This window comes from Aromatoleum toluclasticum ATCC 700605, from assembly GCF_000378245.1.
Classification (GTDB): domain Bacteria; phylum Pseudomonadota; class Gammaproteobacteria; order Burkholderiales; family Rhodocyclaceae; genus Aromatoleum; species Aromatoleum toluclasticum.
Genome location: NZ_KB899509.1, coordinates 39,070 through 55,066 on the forward strand (window position 1 = coordinate 39,070; position 15,997 = coordinate 55,066).

At 65.9% G+C, this 15,997-nt stretch carries 18 protein-coding genes; 7 read left to right on the forward strand and 11 right to left on the reverse strand.

Going from position 1 to position 15,997, the window contains the following annotated elements; translation table 11 throughout:
- Window positions 1-12: 12 nt before the first annotated feature.
- From dapD to F464_RS0123405, 5 genes are all read left to right on the forward strand, one after another.
- On the forward strand, window positions 13-834 hold the full coding sequence (dapD, locus tag F464_RS0123385; protein WP_018992291.1) for a 2,3,4,5-tetrahydropyridine-2,6-dicarboxylate N-succinyltransferase: 822 nt from the start codon (window positions 13-15) through the stop codon (window positions 832-834).
- Between the two features lie 76 nt (window positions 835-910).
- Window positions 911-2,098 (forward strand): PilT/PilU family type 4a pilus ATPase, encoded by a 1,188-nt coding sequence (locus tag F464_RS0123390; RefSeq protein WP_018992292.1) that lies wholly within the window; start codon window positions 911-913, stop codon window positions 2,096-2,098.
- A 65-nt stretch (window positions 2,099-2,163) separates the two neighbouring features.
- Window positions 2,164-3,306: a succinyl-diaminopimelate desuccinylase gene (gene dapE, locus F464_RS0123395; RefSeq protein WP_026296264.1), complete on the forward strand. Its 1,143-nt coding sequence runs from the start codon at window positions 2,164-2,166 to the stop codon at window positions 3,304-3,306.
- Between the two features lie 11 nt (window positions 3,307-3,317).
- Window positions 3,318-4,274, forward strand: a complete 957-nt coding sequence (prmB, locus tag F464_RS0123400) for a 50S ribosomal protein L3 N(5)-glutamine methyltransferase (protein ID WP_018992294.1) — start codon at window positions 3,318-3,320, stop codon at window positions 4,272-4,274.
- Between the two features lie 59 nt (window positions 4,275-4,333).
- A complete protein-coding gene (locus F464_RS0123405) occupies window positions 4,334-4,792 on the forward strand; it encodes a response regulator (protein WP_018992295.1) in 459 nt (152 codons plus the stop codon).
- Window positions 4,793-4,825: 33 nt separating this feature from the next.
- Here F464_RS0123405 and iscX read toward each other — a convergent pair whose 3' ends face one another.
- The 11 genes from iscX to F464_RS0123460 form a co-directional block, all read right to left on the reverse strand.
- Window positions 4,826-5,020, reverse strand: coding sequence for a Fe-S cluster assembly protein IscX (gene iscX / locus F464_RS0123410; protein WP_018992296.1), 195 nt, complete (start codon window positions 5,018-5,020; stop codon window positions 4,826-4,828).
- Window positions 5,020-5,361 (reverse strand): ISC system 2Fe-2S type ferredoxin, encoded by a 342-nt coding sequence (gene fdx, locus F464_RS0123415; RefSeq protein ID WP_018992297.1) that lies wholly within the window; start codon window positions 5,359-5,361, stop codon window positions 5,020-5,022. The genes iscX and fdx overlap by 1 nt, the downstream gene beginning before the upstream one ends.
- Complete coding sequence (hscA, locus tag F464_RS0123420) at window positions 5,358-7,226, reverse strand: Fe-S protein assembly chaperone HscA (RefSeq protein WP_018992298.1); 1,869 nt, start codon at window positions 7,224-7,226, stop codon at window positions 5,358-5,360. Before hscA ends, fdx begins: the two co-directional genes overlap by 4 nt.
- Complete coding sequence (gene hscB / locus F464_RS0123425; RefSeq protein WP_018992299.1) at window positions 7,226-7,759, reverse strand: Fe-S protein assembly co-chaperone HscB; 534 nt, start codon at window positions 7,757-7,759, stop codon at window positions 7,226-7,228. Before hscB ends, hscA begins: the two co-directional genes overlap by 1 nt.
- 19 nt (window positions 7,760-7,778) lie before the next feature.
- A complete protein-coding gene (gene iscA, locus F464_RS0123430) occupies window positions 7,779-8,102 on the reverse strand; it encodes an iron-sulfur cluster assembly protein IscA (RefSeq protein ID WP_018992300.1) in 324 nt (107 codons plus the stop codon).
- A 17-nt stretch (window positions 8,103-8,119) separates the two neighbouring features.
- Window positions 8,120-8,503, reverse strand: coding sequence for a Fe-S cluster assembly scaffold IscU (gene iscU / locus F464_RS0123435; protein ID WP_018992301.1), 384 nt, complete (start codon window positions 8,501-8,503; stop codon window positions 8,120-8,122).
- A 24-nt stretch (window positions 8,504-8,527) separates the two neighbouring features.
- Complete coding sequence (locus F464_RS0123440) at window positions 8,528-9,739, reverse strand: IscS subfamily cysteine desulfurase (protein ID WP_018992302.1); 1,212 nt, start codon at window positions 9,737-9,739, stop codon at window positions 8,528-8,530.
- 17 nt (window positions 9,740-9,756) lie between these two features.
- On the reverse strand, window positions 9,757-10,908 hold the full coding sequence (locus F464_RS0123445) for a cysteine desulfurase family protein (RefSeq protein WP_018992303.1): 1,152 nt from the start codon (window positions 10,906-10,908) through the stop codon (window positions 9,757-9,759).
- A gap of 15 nt (window positions 10,909-10,923) precedes the next feature.
- Window positions 10,924-11,406 carry a Fe-S cluster assembly transcriptional regulator IscR gene (gene iscR / locus F464_RS0123450; protein ID WP_018992304.1) on the reverse strand — a complete coding sequence of 161 codons (483 nt, stop codon included), beginning with the start codon at window positions 11,404-11,406 and terminating at the stop codon, window positions 10,924-10,926.
- Between the two features lie 104 nt (window positions 11,407-11,510).
- Window positions 11,511-12,278 (reverse strand): serine O-acetyltransferase, encoded by a 768-nt coding sequence (gene cysE / locus F464_RS0123455; RefSeq protein ID WP_018992305.1) that lies wholly within the window; start codon window positions 12,276-12,278, stop codon window positions 11,511-11,513.
- 43 nt (window positions 12,279-12,321) lie between these two features.
- On the reverse strand, window positions 12,322-13,050 hold the full coding sequence (locus tag F464_RS0123460; RefSeq protein ID WP_018992306.1) for an RNA methyltransferase: 729 nt from the start codon (window positions 13,048-13,050) through the stop codon (window positions 12,322-12,324).
- A gap of 78 nt (window positions 13,051-13,128) precedes the next feature.
- Between F464_RS0123460 and F464_RS0123465 the strand changes: the two genes are divergently transcribed.
- Together F464_RS0123465 and F464_RS0123470 are read left to right on the forward strand one after the other, a co-directional pair.
- Window positions 13,129-13,935: an inositol monophosphatase family protein gene (locus F464_RS0123465; RefSeq protein WP_018992307.1), complete on the forward strand. Its 807-nt coding sequence runs from the start codon at window positions 13,129-13,131 to the stop codon at window positions 13,933-13,935.
- A 124-nt stretch (window positions 13,936-14,059) separates the two neighbouring features.
- Complete coding sequence (locus F464_RS0123470; protein WP_018992308.1) at window positions 14,060-15,961, forward strand: DEAD/DEAH box helicase; 1,902 nt, start codon at window positions 14,060-14,062, stop codon at window positions 15,959-15,961.
- Window positions 15,962-15,997: the final 36 nt, after the last annotated feature.

Below are 15,997 nucleotides of genomic sequence, written 5' to 3' on the forward strand. Positions count from 1 at the left end.
ACGGAAACCCCCATGCAAGACGTGCAAAAGATCATCGACGACGCCTTCGAGAACCGCGCCAGCCTCTCGCCCTCCTCGGCTCCCGCGATCGTGCGCGACGCCGTTGCCGCCGTCATCGACGGACTGGACAGCGGCAAGCTGCGCGTCGCCGAGAAGATCGACGGCAACTGGACCGTCAACCAGTGGATCAAGAAGGCCGTGCTGATCTCCTTCCGCCTGCGCGACAACGAGCTGCAGTCGGCCGGCGCGCTCAACTTCTTCGACAAGGTCCCGACCAAGTTCGGCGACTACACGCCGGAACAGTTCCGCGAAGGCGGCTTCCGCGTCGTGCCGCCCGCCGTCGCGCGCAAGGGCAGCTACATCGGCAAGAACGTGGTGCTGATGCCGTCCTACGTGAACATCGGCGCCTACGTCGATGAAGGCTCGATGGTCGACACCTGGGCGACCGTCGGCTCCTGCGCCCAGATCGGCAAGAACGTGCACCTGTCGGGCGGCGTCGGCATCGGCGGCGTGCTCGAGCCCGTGCAGGCCGGCCCCGTCATCATCGAGGACAACGTCTTCGTCGGCGCCCGCTCGGAAGTGGTCGAAGGCGTGATCATCGAGGAAAACGCCGTGCTGTCGATGGGTGTCTACATCGGCCAGAGCACCAAGATCTACGACCGCCAGACCGGAGAGGTCACCTACGGCCGCGTCCCGTCCGGCGCCGTCGTCGTGCCGGGCAGCCTGCCCTCGGCCGACGGCAAGTACAGCCTGTACTGCGCCGTGATCGTCAAGCGCGTCGACGCCCAGACCCGCGCCAAGACCGGCATCAACGAACTGCTGCGCGGCGCCTGATCACCCTCCCCGGGGCGGCCGAACAAGGCTGCCCCGACCCCGAAGTCCGCCCAACCACGCCCAGGAGAATCCCCGGATGATTTTCGACAAGCTGTTCCAACTGATGGCGGAAAAGCTCGCTTCGGACATCTTCATCTCGGCCGGCGCGCCGATCCACATCAAGATCCAGGGCATCACGATGCCGATCAACCAGCAGGTCATGGACCCCTCCATGATCAAGCGGATGATCTACGAGATGATGAGCCCGGAGCAGATCGAGACCTTCGAGCGCGACAAGGAACTCAACCTGTCCTTCGGACGGCGCGACTTCGGCAACTTCCGGGTCAACGTCTTCTGGCAGCGCCACAGCATCGGCATCGTGGTGCGCTACATCCAGGGCGAGATCCCCTCGCTGGAATCCCTGGGCCTGCCGCCCGTGCTGTCCGAAGTCGTCACCGAGAAACGCGGCCTGATCCTCGTTGTCGGCGCGACCGGCTCCGGTAAATCGACGACGCTCGCGTCGATGATCGACCACCGCAACCGCAACCGCTCCGGCCACATTCTCACCGTCGAAGACCCGATCGAATACCTGTTCAAGCACCGCAAGTCGGTCGTGAACCAGCGCGAGGTCGGCATCGACACCCTGAGCTGGCACGATGCCCTGCGCAACGCGATGCGCCAGGCGCCGGACTGCATCCTGATCGGCGAAATCCGCGACCGCGAGACCATGCAGGCCGCCCTGTCCTACTCGCAGACCGGCCACCTGTGCCTCGCGACGCTGCACGCCAACAACGCCTACCACGCGCTCAACCGCATCGTTAACTTCTTCCCGCTGGAAAACCGCTCGCTGCTGTACCTCGACCTGGCGGTCGCGCTCAAATGCATCATCTCCCAGCGCCTCGTGCGCAAGCCCGACGGCATGCGCATCCCGGCGGTCGAGATCCTGATGAACACCCGCCACGTGTCGGAGCTTGTCGAGCGCGGAGAACTGAACGAGGTCAAGGAGGCAATGCAACAGAGCCTCGCGCCTGGGTCGCAGACCTTCGAGCAGGACCTGCACCGGCTCTACCGCGAGGGCATCATCAGCTTCGAAGAGGCGCTTGCGAACGCCGACTCGCCGACCAACCTCGCGTGGCTCATCAACAACGCGCAGATCAACGCCGCGCCAGCGTCGGATGGCGCCGAGGCTCCGCCTTCGGTCGACTTCGAACCCCAAAACAAGAATGCCGACGGCGCCTCGTTCAGCGAATTCGCGCTGCACCTGGACGACGGTCCGGCACACTGAGCGCCCCTGGCGCCCCCAACCCCGAACCCCGAATCCGGGGCGGCACCTGCCGCCCGATGGCAATGATGAACTCTTCCCCGAACACCACGTTCGCGCTCACCTGCGAACTCATTTCCCGCCCCTCGGTAACGCCCGACGACAGCGGTTGCCTGGACCTCATCGCCACGCGCCTCGCCCCGCTCGGCTTCCGCTTCGAGCGCATCGACACCGGCGGCGTGTCGAACCTGTGGGCGCGCCGCGGCGACACCGGCCCGGTGCTGTGCCTCGCCGGTCACACCGACGTCGTCCCGACCGGCCCGCTCGAATCCTGGACCTCGCATCCCTTCGAGCCGACCGTGCGCGACGCCCACCTCTACGGCCGCGGCGCCGCCGACATGAAGACCTCGCTGGCCGCCTTCGTCACCGCCATCGAACGCTTCGTCGCCGCTCACCCCGACCACCACGGTTCGATCGCGCTGCTGCTGACATCCGATGAGGAAGGAATCGCCACCCACGGCACCGTGAAGGTCGTCGAGGCACTGGCAGCCCGCGGCGAAACCCTCGACTACTGCATCGTCGGCGAGCCGACCTCGGTGAAGACGGTCGGCGACATGATCAAGAACGGGCGCCGCGGCTCGCTCTCCGGCACGCTGCGCGTCAAGGGCGTGCAAGGCCACGTCGCCTACCCGCAACTCGCGCGCAACCCGATCCACGAGTTCGCGCCGGCGCTCGCCGAACTCGCCGCAACGCGCTGGGACGAAGGCAACGAATTCTTCCCGCCGACGACCTGGCAGGTGTCCAACATCCACGCCGGCACCGGCGCGAACAACGTGATTCCGGGCGAGTGCGAAGTGCTGTTCAACTTCCGCTTCGCCTCGGTCAGCACGGCCGACGAACTCAAGCAGCGCACCCACGCCGTGCTCGACCGCCACGGCCTCGACTACACGCTGGACTGGCATCTCTCCGGCAAGCCCTTCCTGACCGGCCGCGGCAAGCTCGTCGAGGCGATCGGCAACTCCATCCGCGAGACGGTGGGCGTCGAGACCGAGCTGTCGACCACCGGCGGCACCTCGGACGGGCGCTTCATCGCCGACATCTGCAAGGAAGTCGTCGAGTTCGGTCCCGTCAACGCCACTATCCACAAGCTCGACGAACGCGTCGCCATCGACGCGATCGAACCGCTTTCCCTGATCTACGAACGCACCCTGCGCGCCCTCCTCGCGCGCTGACGAGACCCGACATGAGCGAACACTGCGAACACTGTGACAATGGCGAAGAGCACGTGCACGAACACGAGAGCGGCCCGCTCGCCGAACTCGTGACCCTGCGCGACTGGCTGCGCTACGCTGTCACCCGCTTCAACCGCGCCGGCCTGTTCTTCGGCCACGGCTGCGCCGACGCCTACGACGAGGCCGTGTGGCTGCTGCTGCACACCCTGTCGCTACCCCTTGATCGACTGGAACCCTTCCTCGACGCCTGCATCACCGCCGACGAACGCGAAGCCCTGTTCGCAGTCATCGAGCGCCGCGCCGAAGAGCGCGTCCCGGCCGCCTACCTCACCGGCGAGGCCTGGCTGGGCGATTTCCGCTTCCACGTCGACGAGCGCGTGATCGTGCCGCGCTCCTTCTTCGCGGAGATGCTCGAAAACGGCTTCGCGCCCTGGATCGAGGATGCAGACCGCGTCGACAGCGCGCTGGACCTGTGCACCGGCTCCGGCTGCCTGGCGATCCTGATGGCACACGCCTTCCCGAACGCCGACGTGGTCGGCGCCGACCTGTCCGACGATGCGCTAGAGGTGGCCCAACTCAACGTCGCCGAATACGGCCTCGAGAAGCAGGTCGAGCTTGTGAAGAGCGATGTGTTCGACGGTCTCGCCGGACGCCGTTTCGACCTCATCATCAGCAACCCGCCCTACGTCACCGCCGATTCGATGGAGACGCTGCCGGCCGAATACCTCCACGAGCCGCGGATGGCACTGGCGGCAGGAGAGGACGGTCTCGACGTAGTGCGCCGCATCCTCGCGGAAGGGCGCACGCACCTCAATCCCGGTGGCGTGCTTGCCGTCGAAGTGGGGCATAATCGTCATATCGTGGAAGCGGCCTTCCCCGACCTGCCCTTCGTCTGGCTGTCTTCCAGCGGCGGCGACGACATGGTCTTCCTGCTGCGCGCCGAGGAACTGCCCGAAGCCCAGGCCTGAAGCCCGCGGACGGCTTGAGCCGCCTGGCCACGACTCGTCCGGAATGCGGAGGCGGCGGCATGGCTGGCGGCACGGTTGGCGGTAGTTTCGTACTGCTGGTGGAAGGAGACCCGGACCACGAGGCCCGGGCGCTCGCCTCACTGCGCGCGAGCGGTTTCGCCAACCGTATCGTCGTCGCGCGCGACGGCATCGAGGCCCTCGCATTCCTGTCCGGCGAAAACGATCACCCGAAGCCGGTGAGCCCGCCGGCCGTTGTCGTGCTCGATCCCGACCTTGCCCGGATCGACGGCCTCGAGGTGCTGCGCCGCATCCGGGCCGAGGTCAGGACCTCGCTGATACCGGTCGTGATGTTCGCCAAGTCCTGCACGGCTGAAGATATCCGCGAGGCCTACCGGCTCGGCGCCAACAGCTACGTCCGGAAACCGGTCGACGCACAGGAATTCGAGCGCGCGACCGCGCTGATCGCCCGCTACTGGCTCGGCCTGAACGAAGCCCCGGACGACACCACCCGCTTCTGAAGCGGCGACGCGGGCCGGCGATTCCCTGGCCGTTCAGGCCACTTCGTCGATCCACGCCTGCTGGATGGCCTCCAGCACGCGCTCGCCGCAGTGCGCCGGATCGTCCTCGAACTCGGGAAGGGCCATCACCCAGTTCATCAGGTCGACAAAATTGACGCGCGTCGGGTCCGCCTCGGGAAACTTGTCCGCGAGCTGGATGGCGATCTCCTGAACCTCGGTCCACTTCATCAGTGCTTCCCCTCCCGGGCCATGTTGATCGTGTAGCGGGGAATCTCGACCACCAGCGGCGTTTCCGCGACGACCGCCTGGCAGGAAAGCCGCGACTGCGACTCCAAGCCCCAGGCCTTGTCGAGGAGATCCTCTTCCTCTTCCTCGGCCTCGTTGAGCGACCCGAAGCCCTCGCGCACGATCACGTGGCAGGTCGTGCAGGCACAGGACTGCTCGCACGCGTGCTCGATCTCGATGCCGTTGTGCAGTAGCGCGTCGCAGATCGACGTACCCGGCTCCGCCTCGATAACCGTCCCGTCCGGACAGAGTTCCACGTGCGGCAATACGATGATCTGCGTCATACCTGAATCTCATCCACCTTGTGACCCGCCAGCGCCTGACGGATGCTCTTGTCCATGCGGCGGGCGGCAAATTCGTTGGTCGCACGGGAGAGAGCTTCCGTGCTGCGCTTGATGGCACGCGGGTCATGACCCGCTGCGGTTTCACGGGCTTCGCCGATGGCCGCGTCGATCGCCGCGCGCTCCTCCGCGCTCAGCAGATCGCCATCCTGCTCCAGCGCGACGAGAGTCGCCTCGATCACGCGGTCGGCCTCGACCTGCTGCTCGCGCAACGCGCGCGCGTCGATATCCTCCGACGCGCGCTCGACGCCGTCGCGCAGCATGCCGGCGATCTCGTCATCCGTGAGGCCATAGGACGGCTTCACGAGCACGCTGGCCTCGACGCCCGACGACATCTCGCGGGCCGATACCGACAGCAGGCCATCGGCATCGACCTGGAAGGTCACGCGAATGCGCGCCGCACCGGCCGCCATCGGCGGGATGCCGCGCAGCTCGAAGCGCGCCAGCGAACGGCAATCGGCGACGAGCTCACGCTCGCCCTGCACGACGTGGAAGGCCATGGCCGTCTGGCCGTCCTTGTAGGTCGTGAACTCCTGCGCGCGCGCGATCGGTAGGGTCGAATTGCGCGGCACGACCTTCTCCGTGAGCCCCCCCATCATCTCGAGTCCGAGCGACAGCGGGATCACGTCGAGCAGCAGCCAGTCCTCCTCGTCCTTGCGGTTGCCCGCCAGCACGTTGGCCTGGATCGCCGCGCCGAGCGCGACGACCTTGTCCGGATCGAGGTTCGTCAGCGGCTCCTGACCGAAGAATTCGGCCACCGCGCGCTGTACGTGCGGCATGCGCGTGGCGCCGCCGACCATCACGACGCCCTTGATGTCCTCGGGAGCGAGCCCCGCATCGCGCAGCACCTTGCGCATCGGCGCGACGGTCTTCTGCACGAGGTGCTTCGTCATGTCGGCGAACTGGTCGCGCGTGACGACGAGATCGACCTTTTCGCCGGATCCCAGCGCCGCCTTGATCGACGCCTCCTCGCACGCGGTCAGCAATTCCTTCGCCTCGCGCGCCTTCAGCAGCAGACGGCGGGCGTCTTCGCTCGACGGCGGATCGATCTCGCTCTGGTCCAGCGCCCAGCAGAACAGCCGGTGGTCGAAGTCGTCGCCACCGAGCGCCGCATCGCCATTGGTCGCCAGCACCTCGAAGATGCCGCGGGAAAGCTTGAGAATGGACAGGTCGAAGGTGCCGCCGCCGAGGTCGTAAACCGCGTAGACGCCTTCGGCCGCGTTGTCGAGGCCGTATGCGACCGCCGCTGCGGTGGGTTCATTGAGCAGCCGCAGGACGTTGATGCCGGCGAGCTTCGCCGCATCCTTCGTCGCCTGGCGCTGCGCGTCGTCGAAATAGGCGGGCACGGTGATCACCGCGCCCGTGAGTTCCCCGGCGAGGCTCGCCTGCGCGCGCGCCGCCAGCACCTTGAGAACCTCCGCCGAGACCTCCACGGGCGACTTCACGCCCTGCACGGTACGCAGGCGCAGCATCCCGCCCGCATCGACGAAGTCATAAGGCATCGATTCGATGTAGGCGACGTCCTTGAGGCCGCGCCCCATGAAGCGCTTCACCGAGATGATCGTGTTCCTGGGATCGGTCGCGTGGGCCACCGCCGCACTGCGGCCGACCTCGACCCGGCCGTCGGCATGGTATCGGACGATGGACGGAAGCATCGCGCGCCCTTCCTCATCGACGAGGCACACGGCGATGCCATTGCGCACCGTCGCAACGAGCGAGTTGGTCGTGCCGAGGTCTATGCCCACGGCCAGGCGGTGCTTGTGCGGCTCGGTCGACAGACCGGGTTCGGCGATTTGCAGAAGTGCCATCAGCTCTCCAGCGCCTCGAGGGCGTCGTCGATCTCGTGTTGTAATTTTTCCATGAACATCAGCCGGCGCAGGGTTTCCGCGGCAGCGGAATAATCATGCTCGTCGTCGCACTGCCGGGCGAGCTCGTCGAACACCTCGCGCGAGTGCTGGCGCAGGCGCGTGTGAAGTTGCGCGAGTTCTTCCGCTTCACCCGCGGCCCGCGCCTCCTCGACCGCCTCGCGCCATTCCATCTGTTCCATCAGGAAGGCCGGCGACATCGCGGTGTTCGTGTGCAGCCCGGCGTCGACGCCCATCAGCTCGAGGAGGTAGGTGGCACGCGACAACGGCTTGCGCAGCGTGCGGAAGCCTTCATTCACCTGCGTCGCCCATTGCATCGACAGGCGCTTCTCGCTGTCGGGCAGATGTGCGAAACGGTCGGGATGCACGCGCCCCTGCAGATCATGATAGGCGAACTCGAGCGCCGCCTCGTCGATGCGAAACCGGCGGGGCAGCCCGAACAGCCCGAAGAAATCCTGCAGGAGGTCGATGCTCATCGGATCCGGATCGCGGGTTTCAGACGTTGAAGCTCTCGCCGCAGCCGCACGAGTCCTTGACGTTCGGGTTGTTGAACTTGAAGCCTTCGTTCAGGCCCTCGCGGACGAAATCGAGTTCGGTGCCATCCAGGTAGGCCAGGCTCTTCTGGTCGACGATAACCTTCACGCCGTTGCTCTCGAACACCACGTCGTCGTCATGCGTCTCGTCGACGAATTCGAGGCGGTAGGCCATACCCGAACAGCCCGAGGTGCGGACACCGAGACGGATACCGAGACCCTTGCCGCGCTTGGCGATGAAAGTCGAAACGTGCTTGGCTGCGCTCGTGCTGACAGTGACGCTCATGATTTCGCCTCCCGGTTTCAGCCTTCGTGTTTCTTTTTATAGTCTGCCACGGCCGCCTTGATGGCGTCCTCGGCGAGGATCGAACAATGGATCTTGACCGGCGGCAGCGCGAGCTCTTCGGCGATCTGCGTGTTCTTGATCTCGAGCGCCTGCTCGACCGTCTTGCCCTTGACCCATTCGGTCACCAGCGAGCTCGACGCGATCGCGGAACCACAGCCGTAAGTCTTGAACTTGGCATCTTCGATGACGCCGTCCTTGCCCACCTTGATCTGCAGCTTCATCACGTCGCCACAGGCCGGTGCGCCGACCATGCCGGTGCCAACGCCTTCGTCTTCCTTCGAGAAGGCGCCGACGTTGCGGGGATTCTCGTAGTGATCGAGGACTTTTTCACTGTATGCCATTATCGTTCTCCTGTCTCGGGATGCTCAGTGGGCTGCCCACTGCACGGTATTCAGATCGACGCCTTCCTGCACCATTTCCCACAGCGGCGACAGTTCGCGCAGCTTGCCGATCTTCTTGTGCATGAGGTCGATGGTGTAGTCGATTTCCTCTTCGGTCGTGAAGCGGCCGATCGAGAAACGGATCGAGCTATGGGCGAGTTCGTCGTTGCGCCCGAGCGCGCGCAGCACGTAGGACGGCTCCAGGCTCGCCGACGTACAGGCCGAACCGCTCGATACCGCGATGTCCTTGACTGCCATGATCATCGATTCGCCTTCGACATAGGCGAAGGAAATGTTGAGGTTGTGCGGCACGCGCTGCTCGAGATCGCCGTTCACATAGGTCGCATCGATGTCCTGCAGGCCCTTGAGCAGACGGTCGCGCAGCATGCGGACGCGTTCGTTCTCGACCTTCATCTCCTCGCGCGCGATGCGGAAGGCTTCACCCATGCCGACGATCTGGTGCGTCGCGAGGGTGCCCGAACGCAGGCCGCGTTCATGACCGCCGCCGTGCATCTGTGCCTCGAGGCGCGCACGCGGCTTGCGGCGCACGTACAGCGCGCCGATACCCTTCGGGCCGTAGGTCTTGTGCGCGGAGAAGGACATCAGATCGACCTTCAGCTTCTGCAGGTCGATATCGACCTTACCCGTCGCCTGCGCGGCATCGACGTGGAAAGTGATGCCCTTTTCGCGGCAGATCTCGCCGATCTCGGCGATCGGCTGGATCACGCCGACCTCGTTATTCACGAACATCACCGACACGAGGACCGTGTCCGGGCGTAGCGCGTCGCGGAACGCGGCCAGATCGATCAGGCCGTTCTCCTGCACGTCGAGATAGGTTGCCTCGAAGCCCTGACGCTCGAGTTCGCGGAAGGTGTCGAGCACGGCCTTGTGCTCGGTCTTGACCGTGATGATGTGCTTGCCCTTGCCCTTGTAGAACTGCGCGGCCCCCTTGATCGCAAGGTTGTTCGACTCGGTCGCGCCTGAAGTCCACACGATTTCCTTGGGATCGGCATTCACCAGCGCCGCGACCTGCTCGCGCGCATCCTCGACCGCCTTCTCGGCTTCCCAGCCGTAGGCGTGCGAGCGGCTCGCCGGGTTGCCGAAATGCTCGGTGAGCCACGGGATCATCGCCTGCGCGACGCGCGGATCGACCGGCGTGGTAGCGGAATAGTCCAGGTAAATCGGAAACTTCAGCATCGGTACTCCTCCGTCGCTCATTGAACCGCCACGGCGGTCAGATTGTTCAATTCGCTCATCTGCTGCTCGAGGCAGGCCAGAAAATCGACTACATGCTTTTCCTGCGTATCGCGCCCCAGGCTGACGCGCACCGCACCGCGCGCCGTCTCGCGCTCGACGCCCATCGCCAGCAGGGTGTGCGACGGTTCCGGATTCGCGCTCGAACACGCCGACCCGCTCGCACACGCAAACCCTGCGCGATCGAGCCGCGCCACCAGGGTCTCGCCATCCACGCCTTCGGCGGCGAAGAACACGGTATTCGGCAGGCGCGGCACACCGGCCGAGAAAATCCGCATGCCGTGCGCTGCCAGCCCCGCTTCCAGCGTATCCCGCAGGCCGCACAAGCGTGCATTTTCTCCGGACACACGGGCCGCTGCCAACTCGCACGCGACGCCGAAGCCGACGATCGCGGCGACATTCTCCGTACCGGAGCGCAGACCGCGCTCCTGCCCGCCACCGGCGAGCAGCGGCGCCAACTCCAGCCGCTTGTCCACGATCAGGGCACCCGCCCCCAGCGGACCGCCAATCTTGTGCGCCGACAGCGTCATCGCATTGACGCCCAGCGCACGGAAATCGACACCGATCTTGCCCAGCGCCTGCACCGCGTCGGTATGAAACCAGGCACCGGCTTCCTTCGCCTCGCGGGCGAGCGTCGCGACGTCCTGCAGCACGCCCGTCTCGTTGTTGGCGAGCATCACCGACACGAGCACCGGTTTCGCCGCCAGCACGGCCAGCCAGTCGGTGCGCTTGACCAGCCCCGCACGATCGACGGCGATTTCACGCACTGTCCAGTCGGCGCGCCGCAGCTGTTTCGCCGGTTCGCGCACGCAGGGATGCTCGATCGCGCTGATCGCGATCAGCCCCGGCTTCATCAGGCCCGCCGCACCCTTCACGAACAGGTTGTTCGCCTCGGTGCCGCCGCTAGTGAAAACCACTTCGGTCGCGTGGGCGCCGACTGCCGCAGCAACCCTCGCACGCGCCTCGTCTACCGCAGCACGCGCCTGCCGCCCGTATTCGTGCCGGCTCGACGCATTGCCGAAGCGGCTGCCGAGCCACGGCAGCATCGCCTCACGCACCGCCGGCTCAAGCGGCGCAGTGGAGTTCCAGTCGAGATAGACGGGGGCGAACACGCTGGCACCGTTCCGTCAGGCCGCCGCAGCCTCGCGCATCGCGACCATCGCGCGCCGGCGCACGTCCTTGAGGACGCTCATGTCCGGATCGGGCTTGATCTCGCGATGGACCAGCGCATTCAGCGTCACCGAGTCGAGATACTCGTACATGCGCTTGTTGAGGTTGGCCCACAGGTCGTGGGTCAGGCAGCGATGTTCATCCTGACAGTTCTGCTTGCCGCCGCACTGAGTCGCATCGAGCGGCTCGTCCACCGCGACGATGATGTCGGCAACGGTGATGCGTCCCATGTCGCGCGCCAGCCGGTAGCCTCCGCCGGGACCACGCACGCTGGTCACCAGCTTGTGGCGGCGCAGCTTGCCGAACAACTGCTCGAGATACGACAGGGAGATCTTCTGCCGGTCGGCGATGCCGGCCAGCGTCACCGGCCCTTCGGCTTGGCGCGATGCCAGATCGATCATCGCGGTGACTGCAAAACGTCCTTTGGTGGTCAGTCTCATGTCGGAGCTCCTTCTGTCGCGGAGATTCTCGCCCGGGGGAATACCCGAACGTTTCGCTCAACTATACGGAGCCCGACAAAATCAGTCAACTAATCGGATGTCACTCAATCAACCATCTTCGATAGGCGCTCTGCGTCGAATTCGTCGCTCTTCTCGATCGCTATGTCGAGGCTGAATCCGGCCTTCTCCAGACGCTCCACCAGCATCTGGATGCGACGGTCGGTCTCGACCGCGTGATCGAGCAGCCCGTGCAGGGCCTTGGTCAGCGGGTCGTCCATCTGCTTCGTCACGCCATAGGCGGAGAAGCCCATCTGCTCGGCCTTCTGCTCGCGCGCACGGTCCCGCGCATTATCCCGGTCCGGCTCGATGACGCGGGCCGGGTTGCCGACCGCGGTGGCCCCGACCGGCACCGGCTTGACGACCACCGCGTTGGAGCCGACCCGTGCGCCGTCACCGACCGTGAAACCGCCGAGCACTTTGGCACCGGCGCCGATCACGACCCCATTGCCCAGCGTCGGATGGCGTTTCGTCCCGCGATACAGCGAAGTCCCCCCGAGCGTCACACCCTGATAGATCGTGCAGTCGTCCCCGATCTCGGCCGTCTCGCCAATGACGACGCCCATGCCGTGGTCGATGAAGACACGCCGGCCTATCGTCGCCCCCGGATGGATCTCGATGCCGGTGAGGAAACGGCCGACGTGGCTGACGAACCGCCCTACCCAATAGAAGCCGCGCTTCCACGCGCCGTGCGCGAAGCGGTGCAGGAACAGCGCATGCACGCCGGGATAACAGGTCAGCACTTCCCAGGTCGAGCGGGCGGCGGGGTCGCGTTCGCGAACGCTGGCCAGATCTTCGCGCAGACGTCTGAACATGAGTGGTTTGCTCCGGTGTCTCGTTATTTTATTTCCGAGTATTTTACTCAGCTTTGCGCTCAAGCGCACTAATGATGCCGCGGAGGATATTCACCTCCTCCTTCTCAAGCCTTATGCGGCCGAACAGGCGACGCACGCGCTGCAACAGGCGCTTCGGATTTGCCGGGTTATAGAAACCGCTGACCGTCATCGCCCGTTCCAGATGACGATGGAAACCTTCGATATCCTCGAACGCCGCCAAATCCGGGAGCGGCTCTGCGGGCGGGACAGGATCCAGCGCCGCCATGCGCAGCTCGTAACACAGCAACTGCACCGCGGCGCCGAGATTGAGCGACGAAAATGCGGGATTCGCTGGAATCGTCACAGGCGTCGAGCAGAGCCCGACCTCCTCGTTCGTGAGTCCGCTCGTTTCGTTGCCGAACACCAATGCGACCTCGCCCTTTTCGGCAAACGACACCAGCTCCGGAGCCGCCTCGCGCGCATTGCGCACGGGCACGGAGCGCTCGCGCCGCCTTGCCGTGACGGCGGCGGACAGGATCGTGCCCTCGAGCGCCTCCTCCAGCGAACCGACCACCCGTGCGGTCGCGAGGAGGTCGCCGGCACCGGAAGCACGCGCCTCCGCAACCGGATCGGGGAAAGACGCTGGCTGGACCAGCACGAGCCGACCCAGCCCCATCGTCTTCATCGCGCGCGCAGCGGCGCCGATGTTGCCGGGATGGCTGGTACGGGAAAGTACGATGCGGACGCGGTCGAGCGCGATGGCTCCGTTCATATTAAAATACTTCGTTTTATTGGAATTCTTTCGAGCGGGACGCTCTCCGGGCCCCCGACTCCAGCGAGACCGACGCGCATGAACCCCACCCTGAACATCGCAGTGAAAGCCGCCCGCCGCGCGGGCTCCATCATCAATCGCGCCTCACTGCAGCTGGACCAGGTTTCGGTCCAGGCCAAGTCCCCGAACGATTTCGTCACCGAGGTCGATCAGGCCGCCGAGGCCGCCATCATCGAGGTTCTGCGCGAAGCATACCCGGAGCACGGCATTCTAGCAGAGGAGTCCGGCGCCTCCGCGGAGTCCTCCGACAGCGAATACCAGTGGATCATCGACCCGATCGACGGCACGACGAACTTCATCCACGGCTTTCCCCAGTACGCGATCTCGATCGCGCTGGCCAAAAACGGCGTGCTCGAACAGGGCGTCGTCTACGACGTGACGCGCAACGAATTGTTCACCGCCAGCAAGGGCCGCGGCGCCTTCCTCAATGACCGGCGCATGCGTGTTTCCAAGCGCATCCGCCTGAACGAATCGCTGATCGGCACGGGCTTTCCGTTCCGCGAGTTCGACCATGTCGACGCCTACCTGGCAATGTTCAAGGACCTGACGCAGAAGACCGCCGGTATCCGCCGCCCCGGCGCCGCCTCGCTCGATCTCGCCTACGTGGCCTGCGGGCGCCTCGACGGCTTCTGGGAGATGGGCCTGCAACCCTGGGACATGGCCGCCGGCGCACTGCTGATCCAGGAGGCGGGCGGTCTGGTGAGCGACCTCGCCGGCGAAGGCACCTACATGGAAACCGGCAATGTCGTCGCCGGCAGCCCCAAGATCTTCGGGCAGATCCTGCCCATCATCCAGGCCCACTGCACCGCAGCGCTGCGCGCCTGAGCGGGCCCAGGCGGACCGGGCAATCCGGTCCGCATTCGCGGGCTGTCAACGCCACACCGGGCGAACTCGGTACGATGCACGCACAGCCGGTACGTCCCCCCATCTCCCCCACTCTCGGACGCCCATGAATCCCGCCATCGAATCCTTTGCCCAGCTCGAGCTGAGCCCTCCGATCCTCGAAGCCCTCGCCGGCATCGGATATGAAACGCCCTCCCCGATCCAGGCAGCCTGCATCCCGCTCCTCCTCGCGGGGCACGACCTGCTGGGCGAGGCCCAGACCGGCACCGGCAAGACGGCGGCCTTCGCGCTGCCGCTGCTCGACCGCCTCGACCTCTCCGCCCGCAAGCCGCAAATCCTCGTGCTCACCCCGACCCGCGAACTCGCGATCCAGGTCGCGGAAGCCTTCCAGCGCTATGCGAAGAACCTGCCCGGCTTCCACGTGCTGCCGATCTACGGCGGCCAGAGCATGGTCGTGCAGCTGCGCCAGCTGAGCCGCGGCGCGCATGTCGTCGTGGGCACCCCGGGACGCGTGATGGACCACCTCGAACGCGCGAGCCTCAACCTCGACGGCCTCAAGACGCTGGTGCTCGACGAGGCCGACGAGATGCTGCGCATGGGCTTCATCGACGACGTCGAATGGATCCTCGAGCACGTCCCGGCCGAACGGCAGACCGCGCTGTTCTCCGCGACGATGCCGGACGCCATCCGGCGAGTGGCCCACCGCTACCTGCGCGAGCCGCGCGAAGTGAAGATCAAGACCGCCACGACCACCGTGACGACGATCCGCCAGCGCTTCTGCCAGATCGCCGTCGCGCACAAGCTCGACGCCCTCACGCGCATCCTCGAGGTCGAGGAAGAGTTCGACGCCGCGATCGTCTTCGTGCGCACCAAGACCGCTACCGTCGAGCTCGCCGAGAAGCTCGAGGCGCGCGGCTATGCAGCTGCCGCACTGAACGGCGACATGACCCAGCAGCTGCGCGAACGCGTCATCGAACAACTCAAGGGCGGCAGCCTCGATATCGTCGTCGCGACCGACGTCGCCGCACGCGGCCTTGACGTGCCCCGCATCAGCCACGTCATCAACTACGACATCCCCTACGACACCGAGGCCTATGTTCACCGCATCGGCCGCACGGGTCGCGCAGGCCGTACCGGTAGCGCCATCCTCTTCGTCGCGCCGCGCGAGATGCGCATGCTGAAGGTGATCGAACGGGCGACGCGCCAGCCGATCGAGCCGCTGCAACTGCCGTCACGCGAAGCCGTCGCCGACAAGCGCGTGACCGCCTTCCGCCAACAGGTGGCAACCGTGCTCGAATCCGAAGACCTCGACTTCTTTCGCGAGGTCGTCGCCGGCATGGAAGGCAGCCACGACGCCGACATCCACGACATTGCCGCCGCCCTTGCCTTCCTCGCACAGCGCGAACGCCCCCTGCAATTGCCGCGGAGCGCCGGCCCGGACATCGCCGCCGCTCAATCCGCCCCGCGCGCGGAGCGCCCCCCGCGCGAGAACCGCGACGCCATCCTCGAGCGCCGCCGCGATTTCGCCGACGGACGACTGCAGCGCTACCGCATCGAGGTCGGCCGCAACCAGCAGGCGACCCCCAAGGACATCGTCGGCGCGATCGCGAACGAAGCCGGCATCGAAAGCCGCTTCATCGGCCAGATCAACCTGTACGAGGATTACAGCACGGTCGAACTGCCGGGCGACCTGCCTCACGACGTCCTGGACATCCTGCGTCGCGTGCGTGTGCGACAGCGCCAGCTGAACATCCGCCCGCTGGACCACGAAGAGGCACAGCGCGACGCCGCACGCCCCCGCCCCGGCCCGGGGCCGCGTTTCGGCGCGAAGCCCGCTCCCCGCAGCGAGGACGCACCCCGCAAGCCCTTCGCGAAACCGTGGGACAAGCCCGCCGGCAAGCCGGGCGGAGATCGCCCGCACGGAGGCAAGCCCTTCCACTCCGACCGTCGCGATACGCCGGCCACCGGCTTCAAACCGGGAAAGAAGAAGCCCCAGCGCGATCACTGAAAACAGGATTGCAGAGGCAGTTGACACCGCCAGATT